We start from the raw sequence: 18,573 nt of genomic DNA, 5'->3' as shown, positions 1-18,573 counted from the left end.
CGATAGCGAAACCCAATCGCTGTGCGCCTCACGCGTCCTGCGACGCAGTCGTGGCGACGACCCGCCGCCGCATCGGCAGGAACAGTCCCGCGACCGCGCCGGCGAACGACAGCGTTGCCGCAAGGCTCATCGCCGCAGCAAATCCGCTCGTGAAATGTCCGGACGAATCGGCCGTGCCATTGGCGGAGAAGGTCGCGACCAGTGCCGCGATGCCGAACATCCCGCCGAGGAAACGGCCCATGTTGAACACGCCCGACGCCTTGCCCATCTCGCTGACGGCGACCGCGCTCAGCACCGCGTTCTGCGCGGCCGGCATCGCCATCGAGACGCCGACGCCGGCGAGCATCAGTGGTGCGACCAGCGCGGAGTAGGGCATCGACGGGGTGACGATCTCGCCGATCCAGCCGAGCCCGATCGCCTGCATCAGGAGTCCGGTGACGACAAGCGTGCGTTCGCCGAACCGGTTGACCACGGCGCCGGCGATCGGCGCCGTGACGAACAGCGTCGCCGTCCACGGCAACAGCCGTAGCCCGGCACCGAAGGCGTCGAAGCCGAGCGCGATCTGCAGGAATTGCGGCAGCAGGAACAGCACGCCATACATCGCGGCATAGAACAGCACGCTTGCGGCGATGCCGGCCGCGAACGGTCTGGCCGCGAACAGCCGCATCGGCACCATCGGGCTGGCCGCACGCAGCTCCCACAGCACGAACATCGCTGCCAGCGCGGCGCCGGCGATCAGCGCACCCGTCACTTCCGCGCTCGCCCATCCGGCGCTGTTGCCGCGCAACAGGCCCCAGACCAGTGCCAGCGCCGCGAGCGCGACCAGCGACAGTCCGGTGATGTCGAGCGGCGCGGTTGGCCCGAAGCTCTCGCGCAGGCGCGCCAGCACGAGGGCAATCGCGACGAGGCCGATCGGCAGGTTGATCCAGAAGATCCAGCGCCAGCCGAGATGTTCGGTGATGAAGCCGCCGATCGCGGGGCCGATGATCAGCGCGCATCCGGTGATGCCGCTGAAAATGCCGAGCGCGCGGGCACGCTCCTCGCGGCCGAACGCGCCGCTGAGGATCGCCATCGCCAGCGGCATCACCAGCGCCGCGCCTGCGCCCTGCAAAGCGCGCGCGGCGATCAATGCCGCGGCGTCGCCGGCCAGCGCGCAGGCCGCGGAGGCCACGACGAACAGGCCGATCCCGGCTGCAAACATCCTGCGCCGACCAAAACGGTCGCCGAGCGCCGCGCCGGTCAGGAGCAGCACCGCGAAGGTCAGATTGAAGGCGTTCACGGTCCATTGCAGCGTCTCCACGGCGCTGCCGAAATCGGCGCGGATGGTGGCGGAGGCCGTGGTCATGATCATGGCGTCCAGCGCCATCATGAAGGATGCCAGCGCGGTGAGGCCGAGCACCCAGCGCTGCTCGTTGCGCTCTCGTGGGGTCTGCATGGTCGTTCTCCGTTGGCGTGCCGCTGGGTTGCGGCGCGCTCGTCGACAAGACGATCCGGGATGGGCAAAGGATGCGGCAAAGAATTATTTTTGCCGGACCGCATCCTTTGACCGCCGGCAAACGTCCTTGGGTATGACGCGGCCTGTTCGGGCCGCAGAACCAGGCCAAGGAGGCTGCGATGAGACGGACCCTGATCAGGTACAAGACCAAGCCGGAAATGGCGGACAAGAATGCCGCGCTGGTTGCGGCGGTGTTCGCCGAGCTGAAGGCGGCAAACCCGGATGGCGTGCGCTATATGACCCTGCGGCTGGAGGACGACACCTTCATCCATATGGTCGAGACCGCGGCCGATGACGGCTCGAGCCCGATCCCGAAGCTGGCGGCCTTCCAGGCCTTCCAGGACGGCATCCGCGATCGTTGCGCCGAGCCGCCGCTGGTTCGCAGTGCTGTGATTGTCGGAAACTATCGTATGCTGGATGCGCCGTGAACCGGGTGAACCGACTTGCCTTGAAGCGATCTGGCGGAGCCATCATGACGTCACCACCCCAAGCGCCGGCCGCGACCGAGGTCGAGGCGCTGCTGGCGGCGATGCGGCCAAGGCTGCATCGCTACTGCGCCCGCATGGTCGGATCGGTCATCGACGGCGAGGATGTGCTGCAGGACGCGCTGATCAAGGCGATGGAAGCCTTCGCGCCTGCAGCCCCGATCCAGCACCCGGAAGCTTGGCTGTTCCGGATCGCGCACAACACCGCGCTCGATTTCCTCAGGCGGCGCAACCGCCAGGAAGCGCTCCACGCGCCGGAGGAGGTGGACATGATGGCCGGAGACCTTGACGACGTCGGCCGCCGTGAGATCGCAGCAAGCAGCCTGCGCACCTTCATGCGGCTGCCGGTTGCGCAGCGTTCCAGCGTGATCCTGATGGATGTTCTCGGCTGCTCGTTGCAGGAAGTCTGCGGCATCATGGATTTCAGCCTGCCCGCGGTGAAGGCCACGCTGCACCGCGGACGCACGCAACTGCGCGCGTTCTCCCGCGAGCCCGACGATGCGCCGCGGCCCGGCCTGTCGCCGGCCGATCGCACCAGGCTGAACGCCTATGTCGGCCGCTTCAACGACCGCGACTTCGATGCCATCCGCGCCATGATCGCCGATGACATCAGGCTCGAGCTTGTCAACAAGACACGGCTGAACGGCAAGGCCGAGGTGTCACGCTACTTCGGCAATTATTCGAAGATCGACGACTGGCACCTGGTGACCGGACAGGTCGAGGGACGTCCCGCGATCCTGGTGTTCAATCCGAGCGCACACGGTGGGCCGCCGCGATCGTTCATGCTGCTCGACTGGTCGGCCGACAAGGTCGCGACCATCCGGGATTTCCGCCACGCGCCCTATGCGATCGACGGCGCCGAGTGGGCGGTGGATCAAGGGTGATCGGCCTTCAACGCGTGGCGCCGTGACGGCGCCACAAACTCCGCGTCGTCCCGGACAAGCGAAGCGCGATCCGGGCCCCATAACCACGAATGGTCATTGGTTTGCGATGCTGGGGCCACAGCTCGCTCCGACAACACAGGACGGTGGTTATGGGTCCCTGCTTTCGCAGGGACGACGGTAGCGTGCGCGGTCGCTAGCGCGTCTTTCCGCCGAACTCGCCGTTGGCGATGCGCGCAACCCGGCTGCCGGCTGCGGCGGGTGCGCTGTTTCTTTCAAACAGCCCGTCGCCGCCGGTCTCGCGCGGCAACGGCGGCGCTTCTTCGGAGCGGCTGCCCGGCCAGAACGTCAGGACGAAGTTCATCGCGGCATTGGCGAGCGCACCGACCACCGTTCCGGTGTGCTGGTAGGTCAGCGCGTATTCGGGAAATCGTCCGGCAATGGCCTTGTCGAGCACGATGAGGGCGATCCATGCCGTCATCACACAGACCGGATCCCATCCGATGTCACGCACCCGCATCGACTGCAGCAGGAAGCAGACAACGAGCAGGCCATAGAAGGCAATGATCAATGCGGAGCTGTTCGATGCCTGCGCCAGCAGCACGTCCGTCCTGCCGCGCGGCACATTGCCCGTGATCCCGTAGACCAGCATCACAAAGCCAAGGCCCGCCACCAAGGTGCAGAAGAAAAAGGCCAACCGGCCCATCCGGGCGTTGAAGCCGAAGATATAGTTCAACATGCGACGCATCCCTTTGGACCCAGCGTCGCCCGGTGATGCTTTCAAGACCATGAAGCCCGCAGCGCCTTCGCCGGCCCGTGGTTTCCGGGTGCTTTACCGGATCGTTAAAGCCTGCTGCTGTTCTCCTCGGCCTACATCGGGCCCTGCGACAATCGTTGCCTACGCAACCGGCATTATATTTCTTGCAATGGTCGATTTGGACGAATTATGATGCAAGGTGCTGGGGTATGCACCGAAGGTTCTAATCGGGAGCCGTCGGTTCGTGCTTGCTGCACACCTGCGATATCGCGCACAAAACACGTCACAGAACGGCGCGCGCAAAGCGTGACCCCCGGGCCCTCGTGATCAAGCCTGGCGGGATCTTTGGTTGAGGAGGGGAGTGAATATGAAAAAGGCATTCTGGCTGGCAGGCGCCACGGCTTTGGCGCTCGCGCAGCCCGCGACGGCGGCTGACAGCGTCAGGATCGGCTTTGTCTCGACCTTCAGCGGTCCGACCGCCGTGATCGGCAACGACATGCGCAATTCGTTCGAGCTCGCGCTCGACCACCTTGGCCGCAAGATCGATGGCAAGCCGGTCGAGGTGATCTACGAGGACGACCAGCAGAAGCCCGACGTCGGCAAGCAGAAGACCGAGAAGCTGGTGCAGTCCGACAAGGTCGATTTCATCGTCGGCTACATCTGGTCGAACGTGCTGCTGGCGTCGCTGAAGACCGCGGTCGATTCGAAAACCTTCCTGATCTCGGCCAATGCCGGTCCGTCGCAGCTCGCCGGCGAATTGTGCTCGCCTTACGTGTTCTCGACCTCCTGGCAGAACGACCAGACGCCCGCCGCGATGGGCCTCTACATGAACCAGAAGGGCGTCAAGTCGGTGTTCCTGATCGGCCCGAACTATGCCGCCGGCAAGGACATGCTCGCGGGCGTGAAGAGCACCTTCAAGGGCGAGGTGGTCGGCGAGGAATACACGGTGTGGCCGAGCCAGCTCGACTTCTCCGCGGAGCTGACCAAGGCGCGCAACTCCAAGGCCGAGTCGATTTTCGTGTTCTATCCGGGCGCCGCCGGCGTCCAGTTCCTGAACCAGTACGCCCAGGCCGGCATCAAGGCGCAGATCCCGCTCTATACCGCCTTCACCGTCGACGAATTGTCGCTGCCGCTGCAGAAGGACAACGCGATTGGCATTCCCGGCGCGCAGGAATGGGTCAACGACCTGCCGAACGCCGAGAACAAGAAGTTCGTCGAGGACTATCGCAAGAAGTATCCCGGCCTGCGCCCGACCTATTACGGCGCCCAGGCCTATGACGCCGCCCAGCTGATCAACAGCGCCGTCGTCGCGGTGAAGGGCGACCTCACCAAGAAGGACGCCATGAAGGCGGAGATGGAGAAGGCCAACTTCAAGTCGCTGCGCGGCCCGTTCAAGTATGGCAACAACCACATCCCGATCCAGAACTTCTACCTGCAGGACGTGGTCAAGGACGCCGACGGCCAGCTCTCGCTGAAGACGGTCGCGACCATCGTCAAGGACGACCAGGACAAATTCCACGACAAGTGCGCGATGAAGTGAGGGGCGGGCGCCTTTTTCTTCACCTCGCCCCGCTCTTGCGGGGAGAGCATGGGCCGCCTCCGGTGGCCGTTCTTGACGAAGGACGCCGAAGCGCAGCTTCGGCTATGCGCGAAGCAATCCGGTGAGGGGGACTCTCCACGAGTCCGGTCTGCGGAGGCAGCCCCTCACCCCAACCCTCTCCCCGCAAGAGCGGGGCGAGGGAGAACGCGCAGCGTGCAACGCGACTGCGCGCGCACTGCCCCTGTTTTGTTTCAGCCCATTGAAGGATCCATGTATCTCGTCGTCGAACAACTGCTGAACGGCCTGCAATTCGGCCTGCTGCTGTTCCTGCTGGCGGCCGGACTGACGCTGGTGTTCGGCATCATGGATTTCGTCAATCTGGCGCACGGCTCGCTCTATATGATGGGCGCCTATTTCGCGGCGACCTTCGTGGCCTGGACCGGCAGTTTTGTACTCGGCGCGCTGCTGGCGCTGGGCGCCACGCTGCTGCTCGGCATCGTGCTGGAATATGTCGCGCTCCGGCATCTCTACGGCCGCGACCATCTCGACCAGGTGCTGGCAACGTTCGGCTTGATCCTGTTCTTCAACGACGCCGTCCGGCTGATCTGGGGCCCGGCCGGTCTCGCGCTGCCGCTGCCGGCCTGGCTCACCGTGCCGGTGCAGATCATTCCCGGCGTGTTTTACCCGGCCTACCGGCTGATGATCATCGTGGTCGCGCTGGCGGTCGCCGCGATGCTCTATCTCGTCGTGATGCGCACCCGCGTCGGCATGCTGATCCGCGCCGGCGCCTCCAACCGCGAGATGATCGGGGCGCTTGGCATCAACATCAAGCTGCTGTTCACGCTGGTGTTCGGCCTTGGCGCCGCGCTTGCCGGTCTCGCCGGGCTGATGCAGGCGCCGATCCTCACCGTGCAGATCGGCATGGGCGAGAACATCCTGATCCTCGCCTTCGTCATCATCGTGATCGGTGGCATCGGCTCGATCCGCGGCGCCTTCATGGCCGCGGTCTTCGTCGGCATCATCGACACGATGGGCCGCGCCTTCCTGCCCGACCTGCTGCGCAAGGTGTTGAGCGGTGCGGCGGCCTCGACCGCGGCGCCGGCGCTGTCCTCGATGCTGATCTATCTCTTGATGGCGATCATCCTTGTGCTGCGGCCCGAGGGGCTGTTCCCGGCGGCCAAACGATGATGCCCAAGCTCAACGCCTCCAATGCCGTCGCGGCGCTGCTGTGCGCCGCGCTGGTCCTGCTGCCGGTCTATTCGGCTGTCACCGGCAATATCTTCATCCTCACGCTGTTCACCCGCATCGCGATCTATGCGCTGGCGGCGGCGAGCCTCAATCTGATCATGGGCTATGGCGGCATGATGAGCTTTGGCCATGCCGCCTATCTCGGCATCGGCGGCTATGCCGTCGGCATCCTCGCCGCCGAGGGCATCGGCTCCGGCTTCATCCAGTGGCCGGTGGCGCTCGCGGTCTCGGCGCTGTTTGCGCTTCTGATCGGCGCGCTCTCGCTGCGCACCCGCGGCGTCTACTTCATCATGATCACGCTGGCCTTTGCGCAGATGGCCTATTACGTCGCCTCCGCGCTGTCGCGCTACGGCGGCGACGACGGGCTGACCGTCTACAAGCGCAGCGATTTCGCCGGCCTGATCAATCTGTCGGACCGCAACCAGTTCTATTATCTCTGTCTCGCCTGCCTGTTCGGCGGCCTCTATCTGATCTGGCGCATCGTCAATTCGCGCTTCGGCCTCGTGGTGCAGGGCGTCCGCTCCAATGAGCAGCGCATGCAGGCGATCGGCTTCCATGCCAACCGCTACCGCCTGGTCTGTTTCGTCATCGCCGGCACGATCTGCGGCCTGGCCGGCGCGCTGCTTGCCAACAACACCGACTTCGTCAGCCCTGCCGTGATGTACTGGACCCGCTCCGGCGACCTCATGGTGATGGTGATCCTCGGCGGCATGGGCTCGCTGTTCGGCCCTGTCGTCGGCGCGATCGTCTATCTGCTGCTCGAGGAGCTGCTGTCCCAGTTCACCGAATATTCGGGACTGATCCTCGGCCCGGTGCTGCTGTTGATCGTGCTGTTCGCGCGCGGTGGCATCATGGGCCTGCTCGGGAGGATGAACCGTGGCTGATTCCCTGCCTGATCCCTTGCTGCGCGTCGACAATCTGGTGCGCCGCTATGGCGGCATCACCGCGACCGACAACCTCTCGATGGAGGTCATTCCGGGCGAGCTGCACGCCATCATCGGCCCCAACGGCGCCGGCAAGACCACGCTGATCAGCCAGCTCACCGGGCAGGTGATGCCGAATTCCGGCACCATCTACTTCGCAGGCCGCGATGTTACGCACCTGCCGTCCTACAAGCGCAGCCGGCTTGGGCTGGCGCGCTCGTTCCAGATCACCTCGCTGCTGAAGGATTTCTCCGCGATCGACAATGTCGCGCTCGCGGCGCAAGCGCATGACGGCCACTCGTTCCGCTTCTGGGGCAATGCGCGCAAGGAGCGGCATTTGCGCGCCACCGCGCGCGCGGCGCTGGAGCGCGTCGGCCTCGGCCAGCGCGCCGATATCGTGGTCTCGCAATTGAGCCATGGCGAGCAGCGCGAGCTCGAGCTCGCGGTCGCGCTCGCCACCAAGCCGCAGCTTTTGCTGCTCGACGAGCCGATGGCAGGGCTCGGCGTCACCGAATCCGCGCGGATGGTCGCGTTGCTGAAGGAGCTGCGCAAGGAAGTCACCATCGTGCTGGTCGAGCACGACATGGAGGCGGTGTTCGCGCTCGCCGACCGCATCACGGTCTTGGTCTATGGCCGCGTCATCGCCTGCGGCGTGCCGGACGCGATCCGCAAGGACGAAGAGGTCAAGCGCGCCTATCTCGGCGATCAGCATGCGGTGACGCGCCATGGCTGATATTAAAACCGCTGAAACCCTGCTCGAAGTCGACGCGATCGAGACCTGCTACGGGTTGAGCCAGGTGCTGTACGGCCTGTCGTTGCAGATCAAAGCGGGCGAGATGGTCGCTCTGATGGGCCGCAACGGCATGGGCAAGACCACGACCATCCGCTCGATCATGGGCCTGACGCCCGCGCGATCAGGCGCCATCCGCTTCGCCGGCGAGGCGGTGCGCGGCCTGCCGTCGTACAGGATAGCAAAGCTCGGCATCGGCCTCGTGCCGGAGGGCCGCCAGATCTTTCCGAACCTGACGGTGCGCGAAAATCTCGTCGCCGCATCAGGCAATCGGCTGGGCGCCTCCGATCCCTGGACGATCGACAAGATCCATGCGCTGTTCCCGCGGCTCGCCGAACGCACCAGCAATATGGGCATCACGCTGTCCGGCGGCGAGCAGCAGATGCTCGCGATCGGCCGCGCGCTGATGACCAACCCGAGGCTCCTGATCCTCGACGAGGCCACCGAAGGCCTTGCGCCGTTGATCCGCGATGAGATCTGGAGCTGCCTGTCGATGCTGAAGGGACGCGGGCAGTCGGTGCTGGTCATCGACAAGAACGTCGGAAACCTCACCCGCATCGCCGACCGCCACTACATCATCGAGCGCGGCAAGACGGTGTGGAGCGGGACGAGCGAGCAGTTGATCGCGGAGCCGGATCTGCAGCACAAGTACCTGGGGATTTGAGGCGCAATCTGCGCACTAATTTCAACCCCGTCACCCTGAGGAGCGCGTAGCGCGTCTCGAAGGGTCGACGGCCACCGGCCGGGCCGTGCATCCTTCGAGGCTCGCAAGTGCTCGCACCTCAGGATGACGGGTCGAGCAGTCAAAACATCTCGACATATTCGCGCTGCTCCCAGTCCGACACCTCGGCCTGGAAACGCTCGATCTCCGCGTTCTTGATGAAGACGTAATAGTCGACGTATTCGGGCCCCAGCGCCTGGCGGAAGAACGGATCGTCGCTGAGCGCGAACGCCGCTTCGCGCAGCGATTTCGGCAAGAGCGCGGCAAGACGGTGTGGAGCGGCACCAGCGAGCAGCTGATCGCCGAGCCGGAGCTGCAGCACAAGTACCTGGGGATTTGAGGCGCAATCTGCGCACTAATTTCAACCCCGTCACCCCGAGGAGCGCGTAGCGCGTCTCGAAGGGTCGACGGCCACCAGCCGGGCCGTGCATCCTTCGAGGCTCGCAAGGGCTCGCACCTCAGGATGACGGTCAGGCAATCAAAACATTTCGAAATATTCGCGCTGCTCCCAGTCCGACACCTCGGCCTGGAAACGCTCGATCTCCGCGTTCTTGATGAAGACGTAATAGTCGACGAACTCGGGCCCCAGCGCCTGGCGGAAGAACGGATCGTCTTGAAGCGCGAACACGGCTTCGCGCAGTGATTTCGGCAAGAGCGCGGCCTTGGTCTCGTAGGGCGTGTCGGCGGACGGGCCGGGATCGAGCTTGCGGTCGACGCCGTCGAGGCCGGAGAGGATTTGGCTTGCCATATAGAGATAGGGATTGGCGGCCGGCTCGCCGATCCGGTTCTCCAGCCGCGTTGCCGGATCATTCGTGCCGCCGAGCACGCGGATCATCACGCCGCGGTTGTCGCGGCCCCAGATCGCGCGATCGGGCGCCAGCGAATAGGAGCGGTAGCGCTTGTAGCCGTTGATGGTCGGCGTCGTGAACACGGTCGAGGCGCGTGCATGCTCGATCAGGCCCGCGAGCCAGGCGCGGCCGAGCGGGCTCAGCGGCTCGCCGGTCTCCTTGGCCATGAAGGCGTTCTCGCCGCCCGCGCGCGACACCAGCGACTGGTGCAGGTGCCAGCCGCTCGCGAACACGTTCGGCAGTTTCGGCCGGCACATGAAGGTCGCGTGATAGCCGTGGCGGCGCGCGATCTGCTTCACCGCGGAACGGAACAGCACCATGATGTCGGCGGGCGCAAGCCCCACGGTGGGCGCGAAGGTGAATTCGCACTGGCTCGGGCCGAACTCGACCTCGACCGTGCGCAAGGGCAGGTCGAGCGCGATGATGTCGCGGCGAATGATCTCGAGCGCCGGCTCCATCTGATCGTAGCGCTGCTCGGTGAGATACTGATAGCCGTGCGACAGCAGGCTGACCGACGGCGGCCGGCCGGGCTGGCCGGCATCCTCCGGCGCCATGTGGGCGTCGTCGAGCCTGAACAGATGGAATTCGACCTCGAGGCCGGCGACGAAATCGTAGCCGCGGCTTGCGAGCTGATCGAGCACCTTGCGATAGAGATTGCGGGTCGCGAACGGCACCGGCCGTCCGTCGCTGAAATAGAGGTCGCAGAGCAGCCAGCCGGTGTTCTCCGCCCAGGGCAGTACGCGGAACGTGGTGGGGTCGGCGACCATCAGCACGTCGGCCGCGCCTTCCATCTCCTTCATGCCGAAGCCGCCGCCTGCGGTGAACACCGGAAACACCGTCTTGTGCGAGGTGTCCTTGGCGAGCATCGTCGTGGTGATCGAGCAGCCGCCCTCCAGCGAACGCACCGCTTCACTGGCGATCAGCGTCTTGCCGCGCAGGATGCCGTGCTGGTCCGGGAATGACAGGCGGATGACTTCGAGGTTCTTCTCCTCGACGATGCGGCGGAGGCGGTTCGCGGCCTCCTTCTGCTCATCCGACCACAGGCCGTGACGCTCGACGAAGCTCACCGCGCGACTCCTCTCTCGGTCGTCATTGCGAGGAGCAAAGCGACGAAGCAATCCACATCGCCACAAGCGGCGCGATGGATTGCTTCGCTTCGCTCGCAATGACGGAAGGACATAGCTATTCCGCCGCCGTCAGATGATGCACCTTGCCGGCGATCTCGCGCGGCACGGGCGCGGCCCACGGCGCGCCGCGGCGGCGCTTGACGTCGACCTCCATCCAGTAGAGCTCCCAGCCCAGCGTCGGCCCGATGCCGTCCATCGTGGCGGGGCCCTGGATGCTGCGCGCCGAGGCTTCGTCGAGGAACAGCATCGGTTTTTCGCCGCCGGAAACCTTTTCGATCTCCTGCCGCAGCAGGCGGCGGTACTGCACGATCGCCTTGTCGCTCTGGCCGAGATGCTCGTTGGTGCGATCCTGGATCGCCCCCATCGATTCCACCGCCCACTGGTCGTGGACGTTGATGTCGGTGCCCATCCCGGTATAGGTCTCGGTCGCCTGCTCGTGCGGATCGAAGCCGTAATCGTTGCTGCGGTTCTTGCGCGACTTGTAGTCGGGCAGCGTATAGAGCTCGAGCCGCTGGTCGCGCATCTTCTGCTTGTCGACCGGCGCCGCGTAGCTGGTGAAGATCGCATACCAGTAGCAGTTCTCGTCATCGACCGGCACGTGCCACTGCGTGATCGTCATCTCGGTCGACATCGGGATGACGAAGCCGTGCGGGAATAATTGATTGGTGACGCGCACATGGGTGCGCTCCGCGTCGAGCTCGCGCAGCGCGATCAGGCGCAGGCCGTATTCGGTGTGCTCGACATTGATGATCGGCCGGTCATATTCGCGCAGGATCTTGGTCATCGGCATGTCGCTGCCGGCGGAGGCGCCGCGGAATTGCTTGCCGTAGGCGGCCGAGGTGTCCTCGTCCTCGAAGAAGCGATGCAGGAAGGAGGCGTGCGCCGGATCGATGCCGACCTCGAGCGCTTGCAGCCAGTTGCAGTTCATGTGGCCCTTGAATGCAAACGTATGGCTGTCGGGCGCGACGAAGCAGTCGAGCTCCGGAAATGCCGGCGGTGCGCCTTCGCCGAGATACGCCCACAGGATGCCGCTCTTCTCCACCACCGGATACGAGCGCTGTTTGATGCCCTTGCAGAGCTGCGATCCGGCAGGTTCGGCCGGCGTCTCGATGCACTGGCCACTGGTGTCGAACAGCCAGCCGTGGAAGGCGCAGCGCAGCCCGCCATGCTCGAGCCGGCCGAAGGCGAGGTCGGCGCCGCGATGCGCGCAGTGGCGATCGATCAGCCCGTAGCTTCCGTCCTCGCCGCGGAACAGCACCAGGTTTTCGCCGAGCAGCCGCACCGGTCGAACCGGGCGCGGTCCTTCCAGCTCGTCGACCAGCGCCGCCGGCTGCCAGTACATCCGCATCAGCTTTCCGCAGGGGTCCTTAGCCCCCGTGCGGGTGATCAGATCGTTCGCTTCCTGGCTCATCATGGCGGCGTCTCCCGAATTTGGATTTGTTCGCCTATTGAACGAATGTGCGAATTATGCCATGTCTGTATTGGACAGCAAGCGCAATTTTGAACCGTTCAAAGCCCATGCCCAAGCTGAAGCGGACCGATCAGGACGAGCGCGCCACCGACTTCGTCGAGGCGCTCGATCGCGGCCTGCGCCTGTTGCAGGTGTTCGGCACCGTCTCGGGTCCTGCGACCTTGAGCGATCTCGCGCGCGCCGCCGATCTGCCGCGCGCCACCGCGCGCCGCATCCTGTTCACGCTCGCGCATGGCGGCTTCGTCGCAACCGACGGCAAGCTGTTCACGCTGACGCCGCATGTGCTGACGCTGGCCGGATCCTTCCTGCAATCCAACCAGGTGGTGACGGTGCTGCAGCCGGTGCTCGATCGCATCGCGACCGCAGCGCAGGAGATCGCCTCGCTCGCGCTGCTCGATGGCGACGACGTGGTGTTCGTCGCGCGCTCGAGCCCGACGCGGGTGTTCTCCGCTGGCCTCGATATCGGCTACCGGCTGCCGGCGTTCTGCACGTCAGTGGGCCGCGCGATGCTCGGCCGGCTCGGCGACGAGGAACTGGCGGCGCGGCTGAAGGCGATGCGCCGCGATCCGGTGACGCCGCAGACCACGACCGATCCGAAGAAACTGCTCATCACCATCATCGCCGATCGCGCGCAAGGCTACTCGCTGGTCGACCGCGAAGCCGAGCCGCATTTCCGTTCGATCTCGGTGCCGGTGCGCCGCTATGACGGCACCATCGTCGCCGCCATCAATATGGGCGCGCATGTCGATCGCGTTCCGGCCAAGGAATTGATCGACCGTTTCCTGCCGTTGCTGCGCGACGGCGCTGATGATGTGAAGAGCCGGCTGTTGTAGCGCGCCTACAGCGCCACGCTGCGCAGCCCGAAGGAGCGCGCCTCGTTCTGCAGCACCGGCCGCACCGAATCGATCAATCGCGCGGCGGCGGCATCGACCGAGAGCCCGGCGGTGTCGACCACGGCGGATGCGCGGGCGTAGAGCGGTTCGCGGCTGACCAGGATGTTGCGCAATTCGGCCATCGCCGAGCGGTCGTCGGCCATCGGGCGCAGATCGCCCTGGCGGCGGACGCGGGCCATATGCTCTTCCGGCTCGGCCTTCAGCCAGATCGTGTAGAACGACGACAGGATCAGGTCGAAGGTCAGCGCCTCGGAGACGATGCCGCCGCCGGTCGCCAGCACCATCAATTCCTTGCGCGCGAGCAGCTGCGTCAGCGCGGCCTGCTCCATGCGGCGAAAGCCTTCCTGGCCGTATAGCGCGATGATCTCGGCAACCGACAGGCCGTTCTGCGCCTCGATCTCCTTGTTGAGCTCGACAAAGCTCCAGCCGATCTTCTTCGCCAGCATCCGCCCGAGCGTGGTCTTGCCGGCGCCGCGCAGGCCGATCAGCGCGATGCCGGAGAACGAGGCGCCGCGCGGCGCCAGCGGGCTGCTGCCGGCGAGCATGTCCTTGGCCTGCGCGATCTGGTTCGGCGACGCCTTGCGCAGGAGATCGCGGATCACGGCCCAATCCGGGATCGGCTCGCTCGAGGGGATCAGATCCTCGAGATGCGCGCCCATCGCGCCTGCGACACGGCGCAGCAGCACGATCGAGACATTGCCTTTGCCGCTTTCGAGCTGGGCGATGTAGCGTTCGGAAATGCCGGAGACCTTGGCGAGCACCTTGCGCGACATGCCGCGCAGCGCGCGCATGGTGCGCACCCGCTGCCCGAGCTGTTCGAGGAAGTCGGTTTCCGGATCGTTGGCTTCGGTCATGATCCCCATGCGACGCGCGGTCCTGACTGAATCAGGTCCAATGGTCTAGGAAACATAATGCCGATGAGGATTGACAGCAAGCCAATGTGGTGGCTTTGTATGAATTATAATTCTTAAATCTCGACGGGAGAGGGCAGGCGCGGCGCGCCTGTGCCTGAGGAGCGGGCCATGACCTACAATGCAGTCACCTGGCTGCTCGACCGCAATGTCGATGAGGGCCGCGGCCACAAGGTCGTGTTCGACGATACGGTGTCGCAAATCACCTATGGCCAGTTGCAGCAGCAGACCCGCTGTGTCGGCAACATGCTGCGCCGGCTCGGCGTCCGCCGCGAGGAGCGGGTCGCCATGATCATGCTGGATACGGTCGATTTCCCGATCGTGTTTCTCGGCGCGATCCGCGCCGGCGTGGTGCCGGTGCCGCTCAACACGCTGCTGACCGCGGAGCAATACGCCTACATCCTCGGCGATTGCCGCGCGCGCGTGCTGTTCGTCTCCGAGGCGCTGCTGCCGGTGGTGAAGGACATCATCGCGCGCATGCCCGACCTCGAGCATGTCGTGGTCTCCGGCAAGGACGCACACGGCCACAACAAGCTGTCGGACGAGATCGCGCGCGAGAGCGACGTGTTCGCCACCGCGCCGACGCATGCCGACGAGCCGGCGTTCTGGCTCTATTCGTCGGGCTCGACCGGCATGCCGAAGGGCGTGCGCCATCTGCATTCCAATCTCGCGGCGACGGCGGAGACCTATGCGAAACAGGTACTTGGTATCCGCGAGGATGATGTCGGCCTGTCGGCGGCTAAGCTGTTCTTCGCCTATGGGCTCGGCAATGCGCTGACCTTTCCGATGTCGGTCGGCGCCACCACGGTGCTCAATTCGGAACGTCCGACGCCGGCGGTGATGTTCGCGCTGATGAACAAATATCATCCCAGCATCTTCTTCGGCGTGCCGACCCTGTTCGCGGCGATGCTGAACGACGAGGCGACGAAGGCGCAAGCCGCGGGCAATCGGCTGCGGGTCTGCACCTCGGCCGGCGAGGCGTTGCCGGAATCGGTCGGCAATGCCTGGCGCGCGCGGTTCGGCGTCGACATCCTCGACGGCGTCGGCTCGACCGAGCTCTTGCACATCTTTCTGTCGAATGCGCCCGGCGACATCAAATACGGCTCCTCGGGGCGTCCGGTGCCCGGCTACAAGGTGCGGCTGGTCAACGAGCTCGGGGCCGACGTCGCGGACGGTGAGGTCGGCGAACTCCTGGTCGATGCGCCCTCGGCCGGCGAGAGCTACTGGAATCAGCGCGCCAAGAGCCGCGCCACCTTCGAGGGCGCCTGGACCCGCACCGGCGACAAATACACGCGCGATGCCGACGGCCGTTACACTTTCTGCGGCCGCGCCGACGACATGTTCAAGGTGTCCGGCATCTGGGTCTCGCCGTTCGAGGTCGAGAGCGCGCTGATCACGCATCCCGCGGTGCTGGAAGCCGCCGTCGTGCCGGAGGCCGATCCGGAAGGCCTGCTCAAGCCGAAAGCCTATGTCGTGCTGCGGCCCGAGAGCTCGGCCGAAGGCCTGCACGAGGCGCTGAAGGAACACGTCAAGCAGAAGATCGGCCCGTGGAAATATCCGCGCTGGATCGATGTGGTCGACAATCTGCCGAAGACGGCAACCGGGAAAATCCAGCGCTTCAAGCTGCGGCACGACGACGGCGCGCACTAGCGTTTCCACTTGCGTCGTCCCGGCAAAGGCCGGGATCCATACGCCGCGGCCTTTGTTTTGAGAGACGCTGTTCAACGGCTTTGCGCAACAACTAACGTCTGTAGTTATGGGTCCCGGCCTTCGCCGGGACGACGAGTGAGGAAGGCCTATCATGACGAACTTGAACCCCACAGGCTTCCTCAGCATCGACGGCGCCGAGCTCGAATACCGGATGATCGGCCCGTCGCCCGAGACAGCGCCGAGCCTTGTGATGCTGCATGAAGGCCTCGGCAGCGTCGGGCTGTGGGGCGACTTTCCCGAGAAGCTGCAGGCGGCGACCGGCGCCGGCGTGTTCGCCTATTCGCGTGCGGGGTACGGCGCGTCGTCGCCGGCAAAGCTGCCGCGCCCGGTCGACTACATGCATCGCGAGGCGCTCGACGTGTTGCCGAAGCTGCTCGACCGGATCGGCTTCCGCCGCGGCCTCTTGGTTGGTCACTCCGACGGCGCGTCGATCGCGGCGATCTATGCCGGCGCGCATCAGGATCATCGCCTGCAAGGCCTTGCGCTGATCGCGCCGCACTTCATCGTCGAGGACATCTCGGTCAAGTCGATCGCCGAGATCAAGACGGCGTATGAGAGCACCAATCTGAAGGAGAAGCTCGCGCGCTGGCACAAGGACGTCGACAATACCTTCCGTGGCTGGAACGACGCCTGGCTCGATCCGGCATTCCGCGACTGGGATATCTCCGAATATCTCGCCTATATCCGCGTGCCGGTGCTGGTCGTGCAGGGCGCGGCTGATCAATACGGCACGATGCGCCAGGTCGAGATTGCCCAGGACGAGTGCTATTGCCCGGTCGATGTCGCGGCCATTGCCGGCGCCGGTCACTCGCCGCACCGCGAGGCGCCCGCGGTGACGCTGGAAGCGGTCACCGAATTCGCCAGGGCAGCCCTCCGGGACGACCCCGCACTGGCGGCCTGACTTTTGGTGCCGGTGCCAGGCCATTGGCCCAGCGGGTGAATTCCCAAACATGAAACAAAATGCATGTTTTTACGTTTTGAACTGGACGAAACTAAAAACATGCATTATTGTGCATGAAAGCATCGACAACGAACCTTTCAAACGAACAACAGATAAGGGTGGCCCATGGCTGGTGACGATCGCGTCCTTGCAGGCGGGGCGAAGTACATCGACTTCCAGACCAACCCGTCGCGCTACCGGCACTGGAAGCTCGACGTCGCGGGCGACGTCGCGACGCTGACCATGGACGTCGACGAGAACGCCGGCCTGTTCGAGGGCTATCAGCTCAAGCTCAACTCCTACGACCTCGGTGTCGACATCGAGCTGGCCGACGCCGTGCAGCGGCTGCGCTTCGAGCATCCCGAGGTGAAGGTCGTGGTGATGCGCTCGGGCAAGAACCGCGTGTTCTGCGCCGGCGCCAACATCCGCATGCTGGCGGGCTCCACCCACGCCCACAAGGTCAACTTCTGCAAGTTCACCAACGAGACCCGCAATGGCCTGGAAGACTCCAGCGAGAATTCCGGCCAGAGCTTCATCACCGTCGTCAACGGCACCGCGGCCGGCGGCGGCTATGAGCTGGCGCTTGCGACCGACCACATCATGATGGCCGACGACGGCGCCGCCGCCGTCGCGCTGCCGGAAGTGCCGCTGCTCGCGGTGCTGCCGGGCACCGGCGGCCTCACGCGCGTCGTCGACAAGCGCAAGGTGCGCCGCGACCATGCCGACTTCTTCTGCACCATCGAGGAAGGCATCAAGGGCAAGCGCGCGGTGCAGTGGCGGCTGGTCGACGAGATCGCGCCGAACTCCAAGCTCGAGGGCAAGCTTGCCGAGCGCGTCAAGGAATTCGCCGCCAGGTCGAAGCGCAACGGCGCGGGCAAAGGTATCACACTGGCGCCGCTGACGCGCACCATCGACGACAGCGCCATCCGCTACGGCTTCGTCAGCGTCGACATCGATCGGGCCGCGCGCATCGCTACCATCTCGATCAAGGCGCCGGAAGCTGCGGCGCCCGCTGACGTCGACGGCATGATCGCGCAGGGCGCTTCGTTCTGGCCGTTGCAGGTCGCCCGCGAGCTCGACGACGCGATCCTGCATCTGCGCATCAATGAGCTCGAGACCGCGATGCTGGTGTTCAAGAGCCACGGCGACCGCGCCAATGTCGTGTCCTATGACGCGTTCCTGGAGGCCAACAAGGCGCACTGGCTGGTCAACGAGGTCAGGCATTACTGGAAGCGCGTGCTGAAGCGCATCGACGTCACCTCGCGCACGCTGGTGACGCTGGTCGAGCCCGGCTCCTGCTTCGTCGGCACCCTGGCCGAACTCGTGTTCGCCGCCGACCGCTCCTACATGCTGATCGGCCAGAAGCAGGGCGACAACCGCCCGCCGCCGGCGATCGAACTGACGGCGATGAATTTCGGGCCCTATCCGATGAGCCACGGCCTGACCCGGCTGCAATCGCGCTTCCAGGCCGACCCAATGGATCTGGAGCGCGCGCAAGGCTCGATCGGCAAGGCGCTCGATGCGGAGGAAGCTGAGGAGCTCGGTCTCGTCACCTTCGCGCTCGACGACATCGACTGGGACGACGAGGTCCGCGTGTTCTTCGAGGAACGCACCTCGTTCTCGCCCGACGGTCTCACCGGCATGGAAGCCAATCTGCGCTTCGTCGGCCCCGAGACCATGGAATCGAAGATCTTCTCCCGCCTGACGGCGTGGCAGAACTGGATCTTTCAGCGGCCGAATGCGGTCGGCGAAGACGGCGCGCTGCGCCGCTACGGCACCGGCCAGAAGGCGCAATTCGACATGACGAGAGTGTGAGGCAAATACCGCCGTCAT

16 protein-coding genes and 2 pseudogenes are annotated in these 18,573 nt (G+C 65.1%); 12 read left to right on the top strand and 6 right to left on the bottom strand.

Features of this window, described 5'->3' with window-relative positions:
* Window positions 1-28: 28 nt before the first annotated feature.
* On the bottom strand, window positions 29-1,435 hold the full coding sequence (locus AAFG13_RS22970; protein ID WP_342708289.1) for an MFS transporter: 1,407 nt from the start codon (window positions 1,433-1,435) through the stop codon (window positions 29-31).
* Between the two features lie 179 nt (window positions 1,436-1,614).
* Between AAFG13_RS22970 and AAFG13_RS22965 the strand changes: the two genes are divergently transcribed.
* Window positions 1,615-1,923, top strand: coding sequence for a hypothetical protein (locus AAFG13_RS22965; RefSeq protein ID WP_342708288.1), 309 nt, complete (start codon window positions 1,615-1,617; stop codon window positions 1,921-1,923).
* Between the two features lie 44 nt (window positions 1,924-1,967).
* Complete coding sequence (locus AAFG13_RS22960; protein WP_342708287.1) at window positions 1,968-2,864, top strand: RNA polymerase sigma factor; 897 nt, start codon at window positions 1,968-1,970, stop codon at window positions 2,862-2,864.
* A gap of 193 nt (window positions 2,865-3,057) precedes the next feature.
* Here the strand turns inward: AAFG13_RS22960 and AAFG13_RS22955 are convergent, their stop codons facing one another.
* The gene (locus tag AAFG13_RS22955; protein WP_249132689.1) at window positions 3,058-3,651 is read right to left on the bottom strand and encodes a hypothetical protein; all 594 of its coding nucleotides are present in this window, start codon (window positions 3,649-3,651) and stop codon (window positions 3,058-3,060) included.
* Between the two features lie 334 nt (window positions 3,652-3,985).
* Here AAFG13_RS22955 and AAFG13_RS22950 point away from each other — a divergent pair, with 334 nt between their 5' ends.
* From AAFG13_RS22950 to AAFG13_RS22930, 5 genes are all read left to right on the top strand, one after another.
* Window positions 3,986-5,158: an ABC transporter substrate-binding protein gene (locus tag AAFG13_RS22950; RefSeq protein ID WP_342708286.1), complete on the top strand. Its 1,173-nt coding sequence runs from the start codon at window positions 3,986-3,988 to the stop codon at window positions 5,156-5,158.
* 270 nt (window positions 5,159-5,428) lie between these two features.
* Window positions 5,429-6,346 (top strand): branched-chain amino acid ABC transporter permease, encoded by a 918-nt coding sequence (locus tag AAFG13_RS22945; protein WP_092122984.1) that lies wholly within the window; start codon window positions 5,429-5,431, stop codon window positions 6,344-6,346.
* Entirely contained in the window at window positions 6,343-7,290 is a 948-nt protein-coding gene (locus tag AAFG13_RS22940) for a branched-chain amino acid ABC transporter permease (protein WP_212317112.1), read from the top strand. Before AAFG13_RS22945 ends, AAFG13_RS22940 begins: the two co-directional genes overlap by 4 nt.
* A 4-nt stretch (window positions 7,291-7,294) precedes the next feature.
* Window positions 7,295-8,062, top strand: a complete 768-nt coding sequence (locus tag AAFG13_RS22935; protein WP_212317288.1) for an ABC transporter ATP-binding protein — start codon at window positions 7,295-7,297, stop codon at window positions 8,060-8,062.
* Window positions 8,055-8,783 (top strand): ABC transporter ATP-binding protein, encoded by a 729-nt coding sequence (locus AAFG13_RS22930; RefSeq protein ID WP_342708285.1) that lies wholly within the window; start codon window positions 8,055-8,057, stop codon window positions 8,781-8,783. The genes AAFG13_RS22935 and AAFG13_RS22930 overlap by 8 nt, the downstream gene beginning before the upstream one ends.
* A 139-nt stretch (window positions 8,784-8,922) precedes the next feature.
* On the opposite strand, the pseudogene AAFG13_RS22925 reads toward AAFG13_RS22930, so the two are convergent.
* Window positions 8,923-9,105, bottom strand: a pseudogene (locus AAFG13_RS22925) (glutamine synthetase); the annotation flags it as partial.
* On the opposite strand from AAFG13_RS22925, the pseudogene AAFG13_RS22920 reads away from it, so the two are divergent.
* Window positions 9,097-9,180: pseudogene (locus AAFG13_RS22920) on the top strand (ABC transporter ATP-binding protein); the annotation flags it as partial. The pseudogenes AAFG13_RS22925 and AAFG13_RS22920 sit on opposite strands and share 9 nt — an antisense overlap.
* Window positions 9,181-9,318: 138 nt before the next feature.
* Here the strand turns inward: AAFG13_RS22920 and AAFG13_RS22915 are convergent.
* Entirely contained in the window at window positions 9,319-10,755 is a 1,437-nt protein-coding gene (locus tag AAFG13_RS22915; protein ID WP_212317116.1) for a glutamine synthetase family protein, read from the bottom strand.
* A gap of 115 nt (window positions 10,756-10,870) precedes the next feature.
* Entirely contained in the window at window positions 10,871-12,229 is a 1,359-nt protein-coding gene (locus AAFG13_RS22910; RefSeq protein WP_342708284.1) for an aromatic ring-hydroxylating dioxygenase subunit alpha, read from the bottom strand.
* 104 nt (window positions 12,230-12,333) lie between these two features.
* Between AAFG13_RS22910 and AAFG13_RS22905 the strand changes: the two genes are divergently transcribed.
* A complete protein-coding gene (locus tag AAFG13_RS22905; RefSeq protein ID WP_212317123.1) occupies window positions 12,334-13,119 on the top strand; it encodes an IclR family transcriptional regulator C-terminal domain-containing protein in 786 nt (261 codons plus the stop codon).
* Window positions 13,120-13,124: 5 nt separating this feature from the next.
* On the opposite strand, the gene AAFG13_RS22900 is transcribed toward AAFG13_RS22905, so the two are convergent.
* Window positions 13,125-14,042: a helix-turn-helix transcriptional regulator gene (locus AAFG13_RS22900; RefSeq protein ID WP_312011696.1), complete on the bottom strand. Its 918-nt coding sequence runs from the start codon at window positions 14,040-14,042 to the stop codon at window positions 13,125-13,127.
* A 159-nt stretch (window positions 14,043-14,201) separates the two neighbouring features.
* Between AAFG13_RS22900 and AAFG13_RS22895 the strand changes: the two genes are divergently transcribed.
* From AAFG13_RS22895 to boxC, 3 genes are all read left to right on the top strand, one after another.
* Window positions 14,202-15,740, top strand: a complete 1,539-nt coding sequence (locus tag AAFG13_RS22895; protein ID WP_342708283.1) for a benzoate-CoA ligase family protein — start codon at window positions 14,202-14,204, stop codon at window positions 15,738-15,740.
* A 151-nt stretch (window positions 15,741-15,891) separates the two neighbouring features.
* A complete protein-coding gene (locus tag AAFG13_RS22890; protein ID WP_342708282.1) occupies window positions 15,892-16,701 on the top strand; it encodes an alpha/beta hydrolase in 810 nt (269 codons plus the stop codon).
* A gap of 165 nt (window positions 16,702-16,866) precedes the next feature.
* Window positions 16,867-18,555, top strand: a complete 1,689-nt coding sequence (boxC, locus tag AAFG13_RS22885; RefSeq protein WP_212317132.1) for a 2,3-epoxybenzoyl-CoA dihydrolase — start codon at window positions 16,867-16,869, stop codon at window positions 18,553-18,555.
* Window positions 18,556-18,573: the final 18 nt, after the last annotated feature.

The sequence above is a fragment of the Bradyrhizobium sp. B124 genome (genome assembly GCF_038967635.1).
In the GTDB taxonomy this organism is placed as follows: Bacteria; Pseudomonadota; Alphaproteobacteria; order Rhizobiales; family Xanthobacteraceae; genus Bradyrhizobium.
The sequence above is the reverse complement of the archived record's forward strand: the minus strand, read 5'-3'. Positions and strand labels throughout refer to the sequence as shown.

Coding starts and splice junctions, on each gene's coding strand:
- AAFG13_RS22970 (WP_342708289.1), bottom strand. CDS start 1,435: ATGCAGACCCCACGAGAGCGCAACGAGCAGCGCTGGGTGCTCGGCCTC.
- AAFG13_RS22965 (WP_342708288.1), top strand. CDS start 1,615: ATGAGACGGACCCTGATCAGGTACAAGACCAAGCCGGAAATGGCGGAC.
- AAFG13_RS22960 (WP_342708287.1), top strand. CDS start 1,968: ATGACGTCACCACCCCAAGCGCCGGCCGCGACCGAGGTCGAGGCGCTG.
- AAFG13_RS22955 (WP_249132689.1), bottom strand. CDS start 3,651: ATGGTCTTGAAAGCATCACCGGGCGACGCTGGGTCCAAAGGGATGCGT.
- AAFG13_RS22950 (WP_342708286.1), top strand. CDS start 3,986: ATGAAAAAGGCATTCTGGCTGGCAGGCGCCACGGCTTTGGCGCTCGCG.
- AAFG13_RS22945 (WP_092122984.1), top strand. CDS start 5,429: ATGTATCTCGTCGTCGAACAACTGCTGAACGGCCTGCAATTCGGCCTG.
- AAFG13_RS22940 (WP_212317112.1), top strand. CDS start 6,343: ATGATGCCCAAGCTCAACGCCTCCAATGCCGTCGCGGCGCTGCTGTGC.
- AAFG13_RS22930 (WP_342708285.1), top strand. CDS start 8,055: ATGGCTGATATTAAAACCGCTGAAACCCTGCTCGAAGTCGACGCGATC.
- AAFG13_RS22910 (WP_342708284.1), bottom strand. CDS start 12,229: ATGATGAGCCAGGAAGCGAACGATCTGATCACCCGCACGGGGGCTAAG.
- AAFG13_RS22905 (WP_212317123.1), top strand. CDS start 12,334: ATGCCCAAGCTGAAGCGGACCGATCAGGACGAGCGCGCCACCGACTTC.
- AAFG13_RS22900 (WP_312011696.1), bottom strand. CDS start 14,042: ATGGGGATCATGACCGAAGCCAACGATCCGGAAACCGACTTCCTCGAA.
- AAFG13_RS22895 (WP_342708283.1), top strand. CDS start 14,202: ATGACCTACAATGCAGTCACCTGGCTGCTCGACCGCAATGTCGATGAG.
- AAFG13_RS22890 (WP_342708282.1), top strand. CDS start 15,892: ATGACGAACTTGAACCCCACAGGCTTCCTCAGCATCGACGGCGCCGAG.
- boxC (WP_212317132.1), top strand. CDS start 16,867: ATGGCTGGTGACGATCGCGTCCTTGCAGGCGGGGCGAAGTACATCGAC.